Source organism: Micromonospora cathayae (assembly GCF_028993575.1).
Classification (GTDB): Bacteria; Actinomycetota; Actinomycetes; order Mycobacteriales; family Micromonosporaceae; genus Micromonospora; species Micromonospora cathayae.
The window spans coordinates 2,446,663-2,463,184 of record NZ_CP118615.1 but is presented as its reverse complement, the minus strand read 5'-3'; the positions used below and the strand labels follow the sequence as shown (position 1 = coordinate 2,463,184).

At 74.1% G+C, this 16,522-nt stretch carries 13 protein-coding genes; 5 read left to right on the top strand and 8 right to left on the bottom strand.

Going from position 1 to position 16,522, the window contains the following annotated elements:
• Nucleotides 1-554: 554 nt before the first annotated feature.
• Entirely contained in the window at nucleotides 555-3,329 is a 2,775-nt protein-coding gene (locus PVK37_RS11350; protein WP_275033818.1) for a bifunctional FO biosynthesis protein CofGH, read from the bottom strand.
• A gap of 94 nt (nucleotides 3,330-3,423) precedes the next feature.
• Nucleotides 3,424-4,527 (bottom strand): hypothetical protein, encoded by a 1,104-nt coding sequence (locus PVK37_RS11345; protein ID WP_275033817.1) that lies wholly within the window; start codon nucleotides 4,525-4,527, stop codon nucleotides 3,424-3,426.
• 101 nt (nucleotides 4,528-4,628) lie between these two features.
• On the opposite strand from PVK37_RS11345, the gene cofD reads away from it, so the two are divergent.
• Entirely contained in the window at nucleotides 4,629-5,585 is a 957-nt protein-coding gene (cofD, locus tag PVK37_RS11340; RefSeq protein WP_275033816.1) for a 2-phospho-L-lactate transferase, read from the top strand.
• Nucleotides 5,582-6,670 (top strand): coenzyme F420-0:L-glutamate ligase, encoded by a 1,089-nt coding sequence (locus PVK37_RS11335; RefSeq protein WP_275033815.1) that lies wholly within the window; start codon nucleotides 5,582-5,584, stop codon nucleotides 6,668-6,670. The genes cofD and PVK37_RS11335 overlap by 4 nt, the downstream gene beginning before the upstream one ends.
• 102 nt (nucleotides 6,671-6,772) lie before the next feature.
• Here the strand turns inward: PVK37_RS11335 and PVK37_RS11330 are convergent, their stop codons facing one another.
• Together PVK37_RS11330 and PVK37_RS11325 are read right to left on the bottom strand one after the other, a co-directional pair.
• On the bottom strand, nucleotides 6,773-7,765 hold the full coding sequence (locus PVK37_RS11330; RefSeq protein WP_275033814.1) for a helix-turn-helix domain-containing protein: 993 nt from the start codon (nucleotides 7,763-7,765) through the stop codon (nucleotides 6,773-6,775).
• 309 nt (nucleotides 7,766-8,074) lie between these two features.
• Nucleotides 8,075-9,121, bottom strand: coding sequence for a hypothetical protein (locus tag PVK37_RS11325; RefSeq protein WP_275033813.1), 1,047 nt, complete (start codon nucleotides 9,119-9,121; stop codon nucleotides 8,075-8,077).
• Nucleotides 9,122-9,161: 40 nt separating this feature from the next.
• Here PVK37_RS11325 and PVK37_RS11320 point away from each other — a divergent pair, with 40 nt between their 5' ends.
• Nucleotides 9,162-9,755, top strand: coding sequence for an NUDIX hydrolase (locus tag PVK37_RS11320; protein ID WP_275033812.1), 594 nt, complete (start codon nucleotides 9,162-9,164; stop codon nucleotides 9,753-9,755).
• Here the strand turns inward: PVK37_RS11320 and PVK37_RS11315 are convergent.
• Nucleotides 9,724-10,815 (bottom strand): mannose-1-phosphate guanylyltransferase, encoded by a 1,092-nt coding sequence (locus tag PVK37_RS11315; protein ID WP_275033811.1) that lies wholly within the window; start codon nucleotides 10,813-10,815, stop codon nucleotides 9,724-9,726. The two genes, PVK37_RS11320 and PVK37_RS11315, sit on opposite strands and share 32 nt — an antisense overlap.
• Nucleotides 10,816-10,911: 96 nt before the next feature.
• Nucleotides 10,912-12,057, bottom strand: coding sequence for a glycosyltransferase family 4 protein (locus PVK37_RS11310; RefSeq protein ID WP_275033810.1), 1,146 nt, complete (start codon nucleotides 12,055-12,057; stop codon nucleotides 10,912-10,914).
• A 150-nt stretch (nucleotides 12,058-12,207) separates the two neighbouring features.
• Here PVK37_RS11310 and PVK37_RS11305 point away from each other — a divergent pair, with 150 nt between their 5' ends.
• Nucleotides 12,208-12,918, top strand: coding sequence for a TIGR03089 family protein (locus PVK37_RS11305; protein ID WP_275033809.1), 711 nt, complete (start codon nucleotides 12,208-12,210; stop codon nucleotides 12,916-12,918).
• 141 nt (nucleotides 12,919-13,059) lie between these two features.
• On the opposite strand, the gene PVK37_RS11300 is transcribed toward PVK37_RS11305, so the two are convergent.
• Nucleotides 13,060-15,069: an acetoacetate--CoA ligase gene (locus PVK37_RS11300; RefSeq protein WP_275033808.1), complete on the bottom strand. Its 2,010-nt coding sequence runs from the start codon at nucleotides 15,067-15,069 to the stop codon at nucleotides 13,060-13,062.
• Between the two features lie 207 nt (nucleotides 15,070-15,276).
• Nucleotides 15,277-15,795 (bottom strand): acyl-CoA thioesterase, encoded by a 519-nt coding sequence (locus PVK37_RS11295; RefSeq protein ID WP_275033807.1) that lies wholly within the window; start codon nucleotides 15,793-15,795, stop codon nucleotides 15,277-15,279.
• A gap of 23 nt (nucleotides 15,796-15,818) precedes the next feature.
• Here PVK37_RS11295 and PVK37_RS11290 point away from each other — a divergent pair, with 23 nt between their 5' ends.
• Nucleotides 15,819-16,457 (top strand): hypothetical protein, encoded by a 639-nt coding sequence (locus PVK37_RS11290; RefSeq protein WP_275033806.1) that lies wholly within the window; start codon nucleotides 15,819-15,821, stop codon nucleotides 16,455-16,457.
• Nucleotides 16,458-16,522 lie beyond the last annotated feature (65 nt).

Sequence of the window (16,522 nt, the reverse complement as noted above, 5' to 3'; positions counted from 1 at the left end):
AACGCGACTTCCGCAGGACCGCCCGTCGGGCCCCGGGCGGCACGGAAGCATCGCCCACTATGTGGACGAAACTGGGCACGGAACGGGCCCGAGAGGCTCCGTCCGGGCGAGAAACGACACTGATCGGAGGCGGATCAACCGGCCAGCGCGGTGCTCTGCGACGAGACCGGCCGGCTCGCAGCCCTTGTCCCACCAGACGGTATAAATCCTATCCGGCAGATCGGAATGGTCGATGCCAACCCGGCCGCCGTCCCGACGGCGGGAATTGCGGAACACGGGAGGCCGGGGGAACGCCGGCATCCCGGTACCGGCGGTTCCGGACCGGCCCGGAAAGGATCGACCGCCTCCCGGCCGGTCCGGAAAGGATCGGCCACCTCCGAGCCGGGTCGGAGAAGATCAGCCGCGTCCCGGGCCGGTCCGGAAAGGATCGGCCACCTCCGGGCCGGTCGGAAGAAGACCGGGCCCCTCGGGGCGATCCGGAGAAGACCAGCCACCTTCGGGGCCGGGCCGGAACACAGCGGTGCCGTCCGGGCCGGCCCGGACGGACAGACGGATCAGCGCGGGCGGCCGTAGGCGGTGGTGCGTCGCCGGGCCGGCCGACCGGCTGCGGTGGCGATCGCCCGCAACTGCTCCTCGGTACGCGCCGAACCGTTTCCGGAACCCGCCATCCGGGAGATCGTCTCCTCCATCAGGGTGCCGCCCAGATCGTTGCAGCCGCCCCGCAACATCGCCACCGTGCCCTCGTCACCCAGTTTCACCCAGGAACACTGAATGTTGTCGATCCGGCCGTGCAGCAGCAACCGGGCCATCGCGTGCACCACCCGGTTCTCCCGCCAGGTCGGCCCGGGGCGGGCGATACCGGCCAGGTAGATCGGCGCGTTCGTGTGCACGAACGGCAGGGCCACGAACTCGGTGAACCCGCCGGTGCGGTCCTGCACGCCGGCCAGTACCCGGAAATGCGCCAGCCAGTGCGCGGGATGGTCCACGTGCCCGTACATCATCGTGGAGCTGGACCGGATGCCCAGCTCGTGCGCCGTGGTGACCACCTCGACCCAGGCGGAGGTGGGCAGTTTGCCCTTGGTCAGTACCCAGCGCACCTCGTCGTCGAGGATCTCGGCGGCGGTGCCCGGGATGGTGTCCAGGCCGGCCTCGCGCAACTGCGTCAGCCAGTCCCGGATGCTCACCCCGGCCTTCGCCGCCGCCGTCACCACCTCCATCGGCGAGAACGCGTGCACGTGCATGCCCGGCACCCGGGTCTTGATCGCCCGGACCAGGTCGGCGTACGCGGTGACCGGCAGCTTCGGGTCGATACCGCCCTGCATGCAGACCTCGGTCGCGCCGGCCGCCCACGCCTCCTCGGCCCGGTCCGCCACCTGCTCCACCGAGAGCCGGAAGGCGTCGGCGTCCCGCTCCCGCTGCGCGAACGCGCAGAACCGGCAACCCACGTAGCAGACGTTCGAGAAGTTGATGTTGCGGTTGACCACGTAGGTGACGTCGTCGCCGACGGTGTCGCGGCGTACGTCGTCGGCGAGCCGGCACAGCGCGTCCAGCGCCGCGCCGTCCGCGCCGAACAGCGCCAGCGCCGCGTCGCGGTGACGTGGGTCGAGCAGCGCGGCCGGGTCGTCGGCCGCCAGCCGGAGTCCGGTACGCAGTTCCGCGTCTCCCCCGCCTGCGGCGGCTCCCGCCCCGACCCGCCCGGCCCCCGCTTCTCCCCCGGTGGTCGGCGTCCCGACCCGCCCGGCCACCTCGGACCAGTCGCCGTACACGCTGTCGAAGTCGCCGCGCCGGTCCCCGGTCCGGCCGGTGGTGTCGATGCTGGCGTGCAGGTCGGTGCGCCCGCCGTGGGTCTCCTCCGGCTCCTGCCAGGGCAACCCCACCGGGCGGGCCGACTCCACGGCGAGCCCGGTCGCCGGGTCGGCCAGCGCGGTGACGTGCGGCAGCAGCCGCGGATCGAGCCACGGGTCACCGGCCCGGACGTACTCCGGGTAGATCGTCAGCCGCTCGCGCAGGGTGAACCCGGCGGCGGCGGTGTGCTTGGCCAGCTCGTCGAGCTGCGGCCAGGGGCGTTCCGGGTTGACGTGGTCGGGGGTCAGCGGGGACACCCCGCCCCAGTCGTCGATGCCGGCCCGCAGCAGCAGCTCGTACTCGCCGGCGATGAGGTTCGGCGGGGCCTGGACGCGGGCCTTCGGGCCGAGCAGGATCCGGGTCACCGCCACCGTGGCGGCCAGGTCGTGCAACTCCGCGTCGGGCATGCCACGCATCGCGGTGTCCGGTTTGGCGCGGAAGTTCTGGACGATGATCTCCTGGAGGTGGCCGTACTCCCGCTGCGCCCGGCGCATCGCGAAGATCGCGTCCACCCGCTCGGCGAGGGTCTCGCCGATGCCGATCAGGATGCCGGTGGTGAACGGGACACCCACCCGGCCGGCGTCGTCGAGCACCCGCAGCCGGACCGCCGGTTCCTTGTCCGGCGAGCCGAAGTGCGGGCCGCCCGGCTCCGACCAGAGCCGGGTCGCCGTGGTCTCCAGCATCATCCCCATGCTCGGCGCGACCGGCTTGAGCCGGTACAGCTCGGACCAGGAGAGCACCCCCGGGTTGAGGTGCGGCAGCAGGCCGGTCTCCTCCAGCACCGCCACCGCGCTGGCGCGCAGGTAGTCCAGGGTGGAGTCGTAGCCCCGCTCGTCCAGCCACTGCCGGGCCGCCGGCCAGCGTTCCTCCGGCCGGTCACCCAGGGTGAACAGGGCTTCCTTGCAGCCCAGCGCCGCGCCCTCCCGGGCGATCGCCAGCACCTCGTCCCGGTCCAGGAAGGCGGCCGGCAGCCGGTGCGGGACGGTGGCGAAGGTGCAGTAGTGGCAGCGGTCCCGGCAGAGCCGGGTCAGCGGGATGAAGACCTTCTTCGAGAAGGTGACGATGCCGGGGCGGCCCGCGTCGCGGAGCCCGGCGTCCCGGATGCCACCGGCGACCCGGCACAGTTCGTCCAGCGCCTCGCCTCGGGCGGTGAGCAGCGCCGTCGCCTCGTCGGCGTCCAGGGCACGGCCGGTGGCGGCCCGATGCAGCGCCCTCCGCACGGCTGCGGCGGTCACCGCCGCCCCGACGGCCGGGTCGGCTGCCGCGCCGACGGCCGGGTCGGCTGCGGTGGCCGGTGGCGGGTCGGCCGGCACCCCGACCGCTACGTCGGCTGCGGTGGCCGGTGGCGGGCCGGTCGGTACGTCGACCGCTGACTGGCCTGCGACGGTCGGTGGCGGGTCGGTCGGTGCGCCGCCCACGGCGGTCGGTGGCGTGTCCGTCCCGGCGTCCGGTGCGCCCGCCGCCGCCTCAGTGCTCTCCCGCATCCCGCAACCCTATGCCGCCCCGCCTCCCACCCCCACTCCGCTCGCTTCCGGTGTGACGGATCCGCAGCGACCGGGTGGGGGCGGGAGGGGCTGGTCAGCGCGGGTCGGACGGGTTGATGTGCTGGGTCCGGCCTTCGTCGTCGTCGCGCGGGACGACCTGGGTGCGGTCGCCATCGCCACCGGCGACGACCTGGGTGCGGTCCCCCTCGTCACCGGCGGCGGCCGCCGGGGTGGAGTCGGTGGACTGACGCGGGATCGCCTGGGTCGGGTCGGCCGAGGGCGGCTGACCGAACGGCGGGGCGGACGGAATGCCACCGAACGGCGGGGCGGGCGGCGTCGGCGCGCCGAACGACGGCGTCGACCCGGTTCCCGGCTGGCCGTACGGGCTCGACGGCGCGGCGCCGAACGGCGGCGCGGACTGCGGAGCCGACTGACCGAACGGCGGCGCGGACTGCGGGGCGGTCCCGAACGGCGGCGCGGACTGGGGCGCGCTCCCGAACGGCGGGGCGGACGGGGCAGCCGGCTGGCCGTACGGCGGGGCGGACTGCGGAGTCGGCTGGCCGTACGGGGCGGCCGGGTAGCCGGGCTGCTGGCCGTACGGGCCGGACTGCGGCTGACCGGGCTGCCCCGGGTACCCGGGGTAAGGCTGCTGCTGGGGCCAACCGGGCTGCTGGGGCTGGCCGTAGACGCCGGGCTGCGGCTTGGGCTTGGGGACGTGGTACATGGCCTTCCAGACCTTGTACACGACCAACGCGGCCACCCCGAGCACCGCCAGCCAGGCGACCGAGGCGAGCAGGAAGAGGAAGGCGTCGCCGATGTTGCCCTCGGCGAGCATGCCGACCAGGCCGACCAGGAACGCGAGCACCCCGAGGGCCAGGCTCACCGCGTACTCGACCAGGGCGACCTGGGTGATCAGCTTGGCCTTCGGCAGCACCGGCTGGACGTGCGTGGCGAGCAGGAACGCCAGCAGGGGCAGAACGATCGTCTCGACGCTGACGAACCCACCGGCCGCGTTCAGCGCCCGGGTGGTGAAGGTGCTGTAGTCCGACATCGGCACCAGGAACCGGATCAGGCTCACGAAGAGCAGTACCGCGGTCGCGCCGAGGAGCACGAGGGCGACGAGTTCCCGGAGCGGCTTGGTGTGCTGGGTGGCCTGCGGTGCGTCGGGGGGCGACGCGGGCTCGGCGGGGCTGGTCAAGGGGCTCCCTCTCTTCGGGCGATGTCGGACAGGTGCGACGTGAGCCTAGTCTCCCCGGGCCACGCCGGAACGTTGACGCCGCGTAGGCGAGGATGGTCGGCATGCGGATCGTGGTTCTGGCCGGCGGCATCGGGGGCGCCCGGTTCCTGCTCGGCGTCCGGGCGTACGCCCGGGAGGTGGGTGCCGAGGTGACCGCCGTGGTGAACGTCGGCGACGATCTCTACCTGCACGGGCTGAAGATCTGCCCGGATCTGGACAGCGTCATGTACACGCTCGGTGGTGGCGCTGATCCGGAACGCGGCTGGGGGCGGTTCGACGAGACCTGGACGGTGAAGACCGAACTCGCCGCGTACGGGGCGGAGCCGACCTGGTTCGGTCTCGGCGACCGGGACGTCGCCACCCACCTGGTCCGGACCAGCATGATCACCGGCGGGTACCCGCTCTCCGCGGTCACCGAGGCGCTGGCGACCCGCTGGCAGCCCGGCGTACGGCTGCTGCCGGCGACCGACGACCGGCTCGAGACGCACGCGGTGGTCGACCTGGACGGCGGCCAGCGGGCGATCCACTTCCAGGAGTGGTGGATCCGGTACCGGGCCGACGTGCCCACCGACCGCTTCGTCTTCGTCGGCGCGGACGCCGCGAAGCCGGCTCCCGGCGTGGTCGAGGCGCTCGGCACGGCCGACCTGGTGCTGGTCGCGCCGAGCAACCCGGTGGTGAGCATCGCGCCGGTGCTGGCCGTGCCCGGTCTGCGCGAGGCGGTGGCCGGCTCCCCGGCCCGGGTGGTCGGGGTCTCCCCGATCATCGGCGGGGCCCCGGTACGCGGCATGGCCGACCGGTGCCTGGCGGTGCTCGGGGTGGCGTGCAGCGCCGAGGGGGTGGGGCGCCTCTACGGCGGGCGGCGCTCCGGCGGCCTGCTGGACGGCTGGCTGGTCGCGCCGGAGGACGAGGGGGTGACCGTGCCGGACGTGTCGGTCCGGGCGGTGCCGTTGTGGATGACCGACGAGGTGGCGACGGCCGGTATGGTCCGCGCCGCCGTGGAGCTGGCGGAGTTGGCATGAGGTTGGAGATCCTGCCGGTACTCGGTATCGGTGACGTGGCCGCCGGCGACGACCTGGCGGCGCTGATCGCGACCGCCGCACCGTGGCTGCGCGACGGCGACGTGCTGGTGGTGACCAGCAAGATCGTGTCGAAGGCGGAGGGCCGGCTGGTCGACGTGCCGGCGGACGGGCCGGAACGGATCGCCGCCCGGGACGAGGTGCTGGCCGCCGAGACGGCCCGGGTGGTCGCCACCCGGGGCGCGACCCGGATCGTGCAGACCCACCACGGGTTCGTGATGGCCGCCGCCGGCATCGACGCCTCCAACGTGGAGAAGACCCGGCTGGTGCTGCTCCCCGTGGACCCGGACGCCTCGGCGCGGGCGTTGCGCGCCGCCCTGCGCGACCGGTACGACGTGGACGTCGCGGTGATCGTCAGCGACACCATGGGCCGGCCGTGGCGCAACGGCCTGACCGACGTGGCGCTCGGCGTGGCCGGGCTGCCGGCGATCCGCGACCACCGGGGCGAGATCGACCCGTACGGCAACGAGCTGCACCTCACCCAGATGGCGGTGGTCGACGAGCTGGCCGGCGCGGGTGAACTGATCAAGGGCAAGTGCGACCAGGTGCCGGTGGCCGTGGTCCGGGGCTACCTGACCGGGGCGGGCGCGGATGACGGGCCGGGCGCGGCGGTGCTGGTCCGGGACGCCGCCCAGGATCTCTTCTCGCTGGGTACCGCCGAGGCGAGGGCCGCCGGGATGCTCGCCGCCGCCACCCTGGCCGACGGGCCCGGCCCGGAGCCGGCCGACCCGGCGGTGGTTCGCCGGGCGATCGACGCGGTGGCCGGTGCGGTCGCGCCCGGCACGGTCTTCACGCTGGTCACCGACGAGGAGGCCCGCGCGACGATGGTCGCCGTGGTGCCGGACTGGCCGCCGACCGCGACCGGGCTGATCCTCGGCGGGGCACCCACCCCGGTCAGCCCGCCCGACCTGGTGCGCTTCGGGGCGGACATGCAGCGGCTGCGGAGCGCGCTGGCCGCCCACGGGGTCGCCTCGGTGCTGCTGCCGCCCCCGGCAGGCAGCACCGCCAGCGCCGCCCTGGCGGTCTGACCGGTCAACCGCCCCGGCAGGTTCCCGCCCCGGCGGGCCGGGCCGGCGCGATCCGGGCCGGGACGGCACAGGGTGGTCCGGGCCGGGGCGGAGGGTAGCGGTTCAGCCGTCGAGGACGGCCCGACCGAGCGGGGTCAGGGTGTGCAGCACGGTGTTGCGGTCCCGGTGGCTGACCAGCAGCCCGGCGTTGCGCAGGACCGAGGTGTGCTGGCTGACCGCCGCCGCCGAGATCTCCAGGCGGCGGGCCACCTCGCCGGTGGTCAGGCCGTCGTCGCTGGCCGCCAGCACCGCCGCCCGGGTCCGACCGAGCAGCGCGGCGACGGCTTTGCGGCTGTCCTCGTCCGCCGCCGGGGCACCGGCCGGGACCAGCGCGCCGAGCCGGTCCACCGGGTAGACCAGCACCGGTGGCAGCGTCGGGTCGAACAGGGCGACCGGCGTACGGGCACAGAAGAACGACGGCACCAGCAACAGCCCGCGCCCGTCGAGGTGCAGCTCCCGGCTGGTCGGATAGTCGGGGATCTCCAGCACGCCGGACCCCCAGCGCATCGCCGGGCGCAGGCTCTCCAGCAGTCCCTCCGCGCCGCCGTCCAGCATGGCCCGGGCCCGGCGGGTCCGGTCCGCCTCCACCGCGGCCTGGATCCGACGCCAGTACGGCCCCAACGCCAGCGACCGGTACCGCTCGAGCGAGTCGGTGAGGTGGTGCAGCGCCTCGGGTTCGCCCCGGGCCAGCGCGGCGGCCGGCGCGGGCAGTTCCCGACCGCCGGCCAGCGTGGTCAGGTCCCGTTGGAGCACGGTACGGGGGGTGGCCCGGACGGCGTCCAGCCCGGCCTCGAACCCGTCCACGCTCTGGTACGGGGTGAGGAAGTCGGGGAAGTAGCCGCGCGGCGGGATCAGGGTGAGCAGCAGCCGCAGCCGGTCGGATTCCCGTTCCCGGCGCAGTCGACCGGCGACGGTACGCCGCCAGCCGCCGATCAGCGGGTCCGGACCGCGTTCCTGCAACAGGTGCAGGCTGAGGACCAGTTCCCAGAGCGGGTCCGGCGCGGGTGCCACCCGGGTCCGCAGGACGTCCTCGCGGGAGAAGTGGATTGTCAACATGGAGAGCGCTCCCGTGACGTGGGACAGCGGTACCCGGCAACCGCTTGCACTGTACCGGCAGTTATCTCCACCTTTAAGGCTGAGCTGAAAAGCATCGACGCCGGATGGGTCGTTCGGCATGCTGGTCACATCGGCCGGGCGACAGCACGAGGGTCTGCGGCCGGCCACGTCCGCAGGGGATTGTCGCCCGGCCGGCCCACCGCTGTGGAGCCGGCCCATCAGTCGTCCAGCCAGCGCGCGCTCGCTTCCCGGTCGTCCGGCCGGACAACGACCCGCTCCTCAGTCGTCCAGCCGAGCGTGGGACGTTCGTCAGTCGTCCAGCCAGAGCACGACCCGGTGGTCCTCGTCGGTGACGTAGAACCGCCGACCGTCCACCTCGGCCACCCCCTCGACGTGGTGGAACGGCGCCAGGTCGGCGACCAGCTCACCGGGGACCAACTGCTCCTCCGGCCCGGCCGGCAGGCGGAACCGGACGTGCCGGGACGTCACCTCGCCGCCGTGCGGATACTCGTCGAGCAGTACCGAACCCTTGCCGAGCGCGTCGATGGAGCCGATGATCGCGGTGAAGCCGCCGTCGTCGGTGGCGGCGACCGCACGGAACCCGGTGAGCGTGCCGGGCGGGGTCACCCCGGTCAGCGCGTACGTCCGTACCGCCCGGGGCCAGGCCGGTGGTTCGGCGAACATCTCCGGCACCCCGGTCACCTCCACCAGGATCGGCTCGCCGTCGGTGGTGACCGGGAACCGCAGCCCGAGCAGCAGCGACCCGGACGGGGTGAACGCGGCCCCCTCGACGTTCAACGGCAGGTCGGTCTCGGTGAGCCGGCGGACCCAGCGTTTGGCCCGGGAGGTGCCCCGGGCCACCGTCTCTGAGATGAACCGGGCCCGGACCAGGTCTCCCGGCGGCAGGGTGGGGAACGTGGCGGCGGCCAGCGCGTCGTTGAGCACCCGGTGCAGCCGGAACGAGTTGCGGACCACCCGTACCGGCAGCGGGCCGGGCCCGGCGGCGTCGTCCTCCCGGAACCGGGCGACGAACGCGCGACGCGGGCGCAGCGGGCCACCCTTGGAACCGAAGTGCGAGCCGAGGACGTACACCCAGCCGTCGTGGTACGCGAGGGCCTCGCCGTCCTCGGTCCGGCCGTTCTCCACGCCGGCGTCCGCGTCGACGTGCTCGGCGATCCACTCGCCGTCCTCGCGTTCCAGCAGCAGCGCCAGGCACTGCTCCACCGGCCCCTCGTCCAGTACGGTCCAGAAGCCCCGGCGGGCCCGGTGGTGGCGCAGCAGCGCGGTGGAGCGTACGGGCAGCAGGTCGCTGGCCTCGTTGCAGCCGACGACGAACTCCAGCGGGCGTAGGGTCACGGGGGCCAGGGTAGAGACCGGATGCTCGTAGAGTGTGCGGGTGCCCGACACCGTTCCGATCACCGAGACCCTCGTTGACCTGCACGCCGACGCGACGGCCGTGCTGACCGGGTGGACGCCGACCAGCCCTGCCGCCGCCGCGGCGCGCGAGCGGACCCTGGCGTTGCTCGCCGCCGGCCCGGTGGCGATGACCCGGGAGCACCGACCCGGCCACCTCACCGCCAGCGTGCTGATCGTCGACGCCGACGGGGACCGGCTGCTGCTCTGCCTGCACGGCAAGTTCAAGCAGTGGGTGCAGCTCGGCGGGCACTGCGAGCTGACCGACCGGAGCCTGGTCGGGGCGGCGCTGCGCGAGGCGACCGAGGAGTCCGGCATCGCCGGGCTGCGCATCGACCCGGTCCCGATCGACCTGGACATCCACCCGGTTCCCTGCCAGGGCGGTTCGTTCCACCACGACGTGCGGTTCGTGGTGCTCGCCCCGGCCGGCGCGGTGGAACGGGTCAGCGCCGAGTCCGACGCGCTGGGCTGGTTCCCGGCGGACGGGCTGCCCACGCCCCGACTCGGCGGGGTGGACCAGCTCGTCGCGCCGGGCCTGGCGACCCTCAGACGAGGCCTTCTTCGCCCCGCTCCTTGAGTTCGTCGACCAGCTTCTTGACGTCCTGGGCGCGGTCACGGGGGCAGACCAGCACCGCGTCCGGGGTGTCCACCACGATCAGGTCCCGGACGCCGAGGGTGGCGACGAGCCGGCCGGACTGGGCGACCACCACCAGGTCGGCGCTGTCGTGCAGCAGCACGCCGGGCTTGCCGTCGCCGCCGAGCACCACGTTGCCCCGCTCGTCGGCGGGGAGCACCTCGCCGAGGGTGTGGAAGTCACCGACGTCGTTCCAGCCGAAGTCGCCGGGCACGGTGGCGACCCGGCCGGCGGTGGCCGCGCCCTCCATCACCGCGTAGTCGACGGAGATCTTCGGCAGGGTCGGCCAGACCGTGCCGAGCACGTCGTCCTGTTCCGGGGTGCCCCAGGCCGCGGCGATGGCGGTGACCCCGGCGTGCAGGGCCGGCTGCTGCCGGGCCAGTTCGGCGAGGAAGACGTCCACCCGCCAGACGAACATGCTGGCGTTCCAGAGGTGCCGGCCGGAGCGCAGGTACGCCTCGGCGACCGGGGCCTCCGGCTTCTCCTTGAACTCGGCGACCGGGCGCAGCGGACCGCCGTCGACCGGGTCGCCGGTCTCCAGGTAGCCGTAGCCGGTCTCGGCCCGGGTGGGGGTGATGCCGACCGTCATCAGCAGGCCGCGCTCCGCGCCCCGGACCGCCTCACGGACCGTCTCCGCCCAGCGGTCCGGCGCACCGATCAGGTGGTCGGCCGCGAACGACCCCATCACCGCCTCCGGGTCGCGCTCGGCGATCACCGCGGCGGCGAGGGCGATCGCCGCGCAGGAGTCCCGGGGCGACGGCTCCACCAGGATGTTCTCCTCCGGGAGTCCGGCGAGTTGCCGGGCCACCGCCGCGACGTGCGCCGCCCCGGTGACCACCAGGGTCCGCTCGGGGGTGGTCAGCGGCGCGAGCCGGTCCACGGTGGCCTGCAACAGCGACCGGGTGGAACCGGTGAGCGGATGGAGGAACTTGGGGTGCCCGGCGCGGGACAGCGGCCACAACCTTGTGCCGCTGCCACCTGCCGGAATGACGGCGTACAGCATCAGCACATCATGCCCGAACCACCACGGTCGGTACGCTTTGCCGCACCGGGACCGCGACCGGGCCGCACCGGACCGCGACCCGGACACGGACAGCGGTCAGGCGCGGGCCCGGGTCCAGGCCGCGATGTGCACCTCGGCGCTGGACTCCCAGGTGAACTCCTTGGCCCGGTCGAAGCCGGCCTTGGCCAGCGCCAGCCGGCGGGACTCGTCGTCCAGCAGGGCGGCCAGGTCGGTGGCGATCTGGTCCGGGTCCTCGCTGGTGTAGGCGACCGCGTCGCCGCCCACCTCGGGCAGGGACAGCCGGGGCGTGGTGAGCACCGGGGCCGCGCAGGCCATCGCCTCCAGGATCGGCAGGCCGAACCCCTCGCCGTACGACGGGTAGGCGGCGACCAGCGCGCCACCGAGGAAGCCGGGCAGGTCGGCGTAGCGCAGATACCCGGGGCGCAGCAGCCGCAGGTGGGACGGGACGTCGGCGACGGCGCGGTCGATGTCGTCGTCGTGGCCCTGGCCACCGGCCACCACCAGGGCCGGCGGGTTGGGCCGGTCGGCCACCGCCCGCGCCCAGCCCCGGATCAGGTTGGGTACGTTCTTGCGCGGCTCCTTGGCCCCGAGGAAGGCGATGTAGCTGCTGTCGGCCAGCCCCAACCGGGCCCGGACCCGGGCCTTCTCCTCGTCGCCGGGGGCGTGGAAGGCCGAGTGGTCGACGCCGTGGTACGCCACGTCGATCCGGGTCGGGTCGGCGTCCAGGAGGCGGATCAGCTCGTCCCGGGTGGCCTTGCTGGGCACGATGACCCGGCTGGCCCGGCGCAGCGAGGTCTTGATGGCGCTGCGGAAGAACGTGCGGCGGGACTTGTCGTAGTGCTCCGGCTCGGTGAAGAACGTCGCGTCGTGCACGGTCACCGTGACCGGGCAGCCGGCCCGTAGCGGGCAGGTGTAGAAGGGCGAGTGCAGCACCTGCGCGCCGACCTGCTGGGCCAGCAGCGGCAGGCCGGTCTGCTCCCAGGCCAGCCGGGCCGGCCGGTGGGCCACCGCGGCCGGGGCCGGGATCACCTCGGCGCCGGGCAGCATCCGGGCGTACCGCTCCTGGTCGGTGCGGAGGCTCACCACGGCGAGGTCCACTCCCGAGCCGGTGACCTTGCCCAGCGCGCCGAGCAGGCCATCGACATATCTACCGACGCCCCCACGGTCGGCGGGGACGCTGGTGGCGTCGATGAGCACGCGGGGCGGGCGACCGGCGGTCACGGGGCAACTCCTCAAGCCTGGCGGAATGTGGGGAACAACACTCGGTGCAAGCCTACGCCGAGAGCCGGGCCCCGCGGTGACTGCGACCCGACGGTACGCCGTCTTCGAGCCGTCATCGAGCACGCACGACGAAGGCGTATCGTTCGCCCGATGGCCGACGACGTTGCCCGGGTGTTCGCCGCCGCGATCGCGCCCGACCCGACCCGACCCCTGCTGACCTGGTACGACGACGCCACCGGCGAGCGGACGGAGCTGTCCGGGGCGACCCTGGCGAACTGGGTGGCGAAGACCGCCAACCTGCTCGTCGACGACGTCGCGACCGGTCCGGGCGGTACCGTCGGCGTGTTGCTCCCGCCGCACTGGCAGACCGCCGCCGTGCTGCTCGGCTGCTGGTCGGCCGGAGTGACCGTGGCCGGCGCGCCGGGGCCGGTGGAGGCGCTGGCCGGCACGCCGGGGCCGGTGGACGCGCTGTTCGCCGCCGCCGACCGGGTGGGCGAGGCGGACGCCTGGGCCGCCGGGGAACGCTACGCGCTGGCACTCGCCCCGTTCGCCGCCCCGCTGCGCGAGCTGCCCGCCGGCTGGGCCGACTACGTGATCGAGGTACGCGGGCACGGCGACCACTTCAGCCCGTACGCCGGTGGGGGTGCCGAGCTGGTGCCGCACGCGGCCGGGCGCGCCCGGGAACTCGGCCTGGCCGGCGGCGACCGCGTGCTGGTCGACGCGGCCCGCCACCCGGACCCGGTGGACTGGCTGCTCGCCCCGCTGAGCGTGGGCGCGAGCATCGTGCTCTGCGGCAACCTGGACCCGGCCCGGGTCGAGTCCCGCCTGGCGGCCGAGAAGGCCACCCGCGCCCTGACCTGACGTCACGGCGCGGCCGGGTCGGGCCCCGGCCCGTGCCGCCGGTTCGGCGAGATCGCGGGATCGCGCCGACCGGGACAGCACGGTACCGGCGGAACCGCCCACCGCGCCGACAGCCGGCGGCCCGGTGGGCGGGGCACCGGGTCAGTCGACGGTGCTGTCCCCGGCCGTGGCGCGGCGTTGGGCGTAGGTGGTGAAGGCGGTCAACGACTCCGGGTTGGCCAGCGCGCCGGTCGCCGCCGCCGACTCCACCGGCACCCCGGTGAGGATCTTCTTCACCGGCACCTCCAGCTTCTTCGCCGAGAGGGTACGCGGCACCGCGCGCACCTGGTGGATCTCGTCGGGCACGTGCCGGGGCGACAGCGCGGTCCGCAACTCCCGGGCGATCTTCTTCCGCAGGTCGTCGTCCAGCTCCAGGCCCTCGGCGAGCACCACGAACAGCAGCAGCTCACCCGCGCCGCCCTCGTCGTCCTCCAGGTGCACCACCACCGAGTCGACGACCTCGTCCATGCCCTCGACCACCGAGTAGAACTCGGCGGTGCCGAGCCGGACCCCGCCCCGGTTGAGGGTGGCGTCGGAACGGCCGGTGATCACGCAACCACCGCGCTCGTTGATCGTGATCCAGTCGCCGTGCCGCCACACGCCCGGGTACAGGTCGAAGTACGCCTCCCGGTAGCGGCTGCCGTCCGGGTCGTTCCAGAAGCCCACCGGCATGCTCGGCATCGGCGCGGTGATCACCAGTTCGCCCAGTTCACCGACGACCGGGCTGCCGTCGGCCGAGCGGGCCTCCACCTTCGCGCCCAGCGCCCGGCAGGCGATCTCCCCGGCGTACACCGGCAGGGTGGGCACGCCGCCGACGAAACCGGTGCACACGTCCGTACCGCCGGACAGCGACTGGAGCTGGAGGGTGTCGCTGACGTTCCCGTACACCCAGGTGAAGCCCTCGGCGGGCAGCGGCGCACCGGTCGAGCCGAGCCCGCGCAGCGCGGACAGGTCGGCGACGTCCTTCGGCACCAGGCCGGCCTTGCGGCAGGCCAGCAGGAACGGCGCGGACGTGCCGAAGTAGGTGGTGCCGCTGTCCTGCGCCAGCCGCCACAGCGCGCCCAGGTCGGGATGGCCCGGGTTGCCGTCGAACAGCACGATCGCCGCACCGACCGCCGGCCCGGAGACCAGGAAGTTCCACATCATCCAGCCGGTGGTGGTGAACCAGAAGAACCGGTCGCCGGGGCCGAGGTCGTGGTGCAGGGCGAGCATCTTCAGGTGTTCGAGCAGGATGCCGCCGTGCCCGTGCACGATCGGCTTGGGCAGGCCGGTGGTGCCGGAGGAGTAGAGCACGTACAGCGGGTGGTCGAACGGCACCGGGGTGAAGGTCAGCGGCTCGTCGGTGTCGGCGGCCAGGTCGGCCCAGCCGATCGTCCCCTCGGACGCGGCCGGCGCCCCGTCCGGAAGGCCGCCGGCCGGGTCGAGGTACGGGATCGTCACGGTGTGCCGCAGCGACGGCAGGGCGGCCCGGATCGCGGCCACCTCGGCGCGCCGGTCCACCGCCTTGTCGCCGTACCGGTAGCCGTCCACGGCGACCAGCACGGTCGGCTCGATCTGCTGCCAGCGGTCGGTGACGCTGCGGGTGCCGAACTCCGGGGCGCAGGAGGAGAAGATCGCGCCGAGGCTGGTGGTGGCGAGCAGCAGCACGAACGTCTCGGGGATGTTCGGCGCGTACGCGGCCACCCGGTCGCCGCTGCCGACGCCGAGCCGGCGCAGCCCGGCCGCCACCCGACGGACCTGCTCGCGCAACTGGGCGGCGGTCAGCGTCTGCGGCGCACGGGTCTGCCCGTACGCGAGCACCACCGGGTCGTCGTCGGCGAGGCCGGGCATCCGCAGCACGTTCTCGGCGTAGTTGAGGGTGGCCCCGGGGAACCAGCGCGCCCCCGGCATGGTGGCGTCGGCCAGCACCCCGGTGGGCGGGGTGTGCGCGACCACCTCGAAGAAGTCCCAGACCGAGCCCCAGAAGGCGGGCAGGTCGGTCACCGACCAGCGCCACAGCTCGTCGTAGTTACGGAACTCCAACCCCCGGCGGACCCGCAACCAGCGCAGGTACTCCCCGATCCGGGACCGCTGGAGCACGTCCACCGGCGGCGTCCAGAGCACGTCACCCACGGTTCCATCCCTCCCCTGCGGCCCGCCACGACGCTGTGCATGGGCCGTGACGCCATCTTGCCGTACCCCGATCCGTCATTCTGACCACCCGTCGCCCGCACCGACGTGTGCCCGGCCCACACAAACCGGCGGCCAGGGTGTGCCGGTCGGCTCCCGCGGCGGGCCCGGGTGGCGCGTGGGCTCCTGCGGCGGGCCGGCAAGGGCGCGTCAGCTCTCCCGGTGGGCCTGGATGGCGCGGCGGCGGGCCAGCCGGTGGGCGCGGCGGATCTCGGCCTCCCGGAACCGGCGCTGGTCCTCCGGGGTGGCCGGCAGCACCGGGCGCACCGCACGCGGCCCGCCGTCGGCGTCGACCGCGACGAAGACCAGGTACGCGGTGGCGACCGGCACCGGTTCGGCCCCCGCCTGGTCCCAGCGTTCGGCGACCACCCGTACGCCCACCTCCATCGAGCTGTGGCCGGTCCAGTTGACCTGGGCGTGGGCGTGTACGAGATCACCCACCCGGACCGGCTCGGAGAAGACGATCTCGTCGATGGCAGCGGTGACGGCGGTGCCGCCGCTGTGCCGGGCCGCCGCCGCCCCGGCGACGTCGTCGACGAACTTCATCAGTACCCCTCCGTGCACGGTCCCGTACAGGTTGACGTCGACGGCGGTCATGATCCGGCTCAGGGTGACCCGGGAGTAGGAGGTCGGCTTGCCGGCCGGCGCGGTGGAGGGGTGCTCGGTCATGGCGGAAACGGTACGGTGCGCGGATGCGACATCTCTGGAGCTTCCTCGCCGGGCTGGTGGTGGCGCCGGTCACGTGGGTGCTGGTCACCCTCGGTCAGGACGGATCGGGCCGCACCATCGACCGCTGGGTGGAGCTGGGTACGTTCAACACGGCCAACCTGATCGAGCCTGCGGTCTACCTCGGTGTCGCCGGCCTGCTGCTCGGGCTGGTCGGCATGCTGCGCGTCTCGCCCCTCGGCCCACTGGTGGCCGGTCTGCTGCTGGTCACCCCGTACGTCGCCATGTTCGTCGTGCCGTTCGAGGTGCGCGACCGGGTGCCGGAGGGCTGGAAGGTGTTCGGCGACCCGCTGCCCCTGATGCTGCCGGTGCGCAACGGCACGCTGTTCCTGATCGGCGTCGCGCTGCTGATGGCGGTGTTCAGCGGGCAGCGGTGGCGGCGCTGGCCGAGGCCGGTGCCCCCGGCCCCGGAACCGGCTCCGGAGGAGCCCACCTACGCGTTGACCGACTTCCCGTCGGGCGGCCCGGGTGACCGGGACACGGCCCCGCTGAGCCTCGGCTACCCGGACGACACCCCGACCGAGCCGCTGCCCCGGCGGACCGCGGGCGAGTCACCCTGGTCGCAGCCGCCGCGCGCGGCCCAGCGGGACGACACCCCGGCCTGACCCGCCCCGGACCACCGTCCCCGATGGACCTGAGGCCGACCCGGCACCCCCGGTTCGGCCTCAGG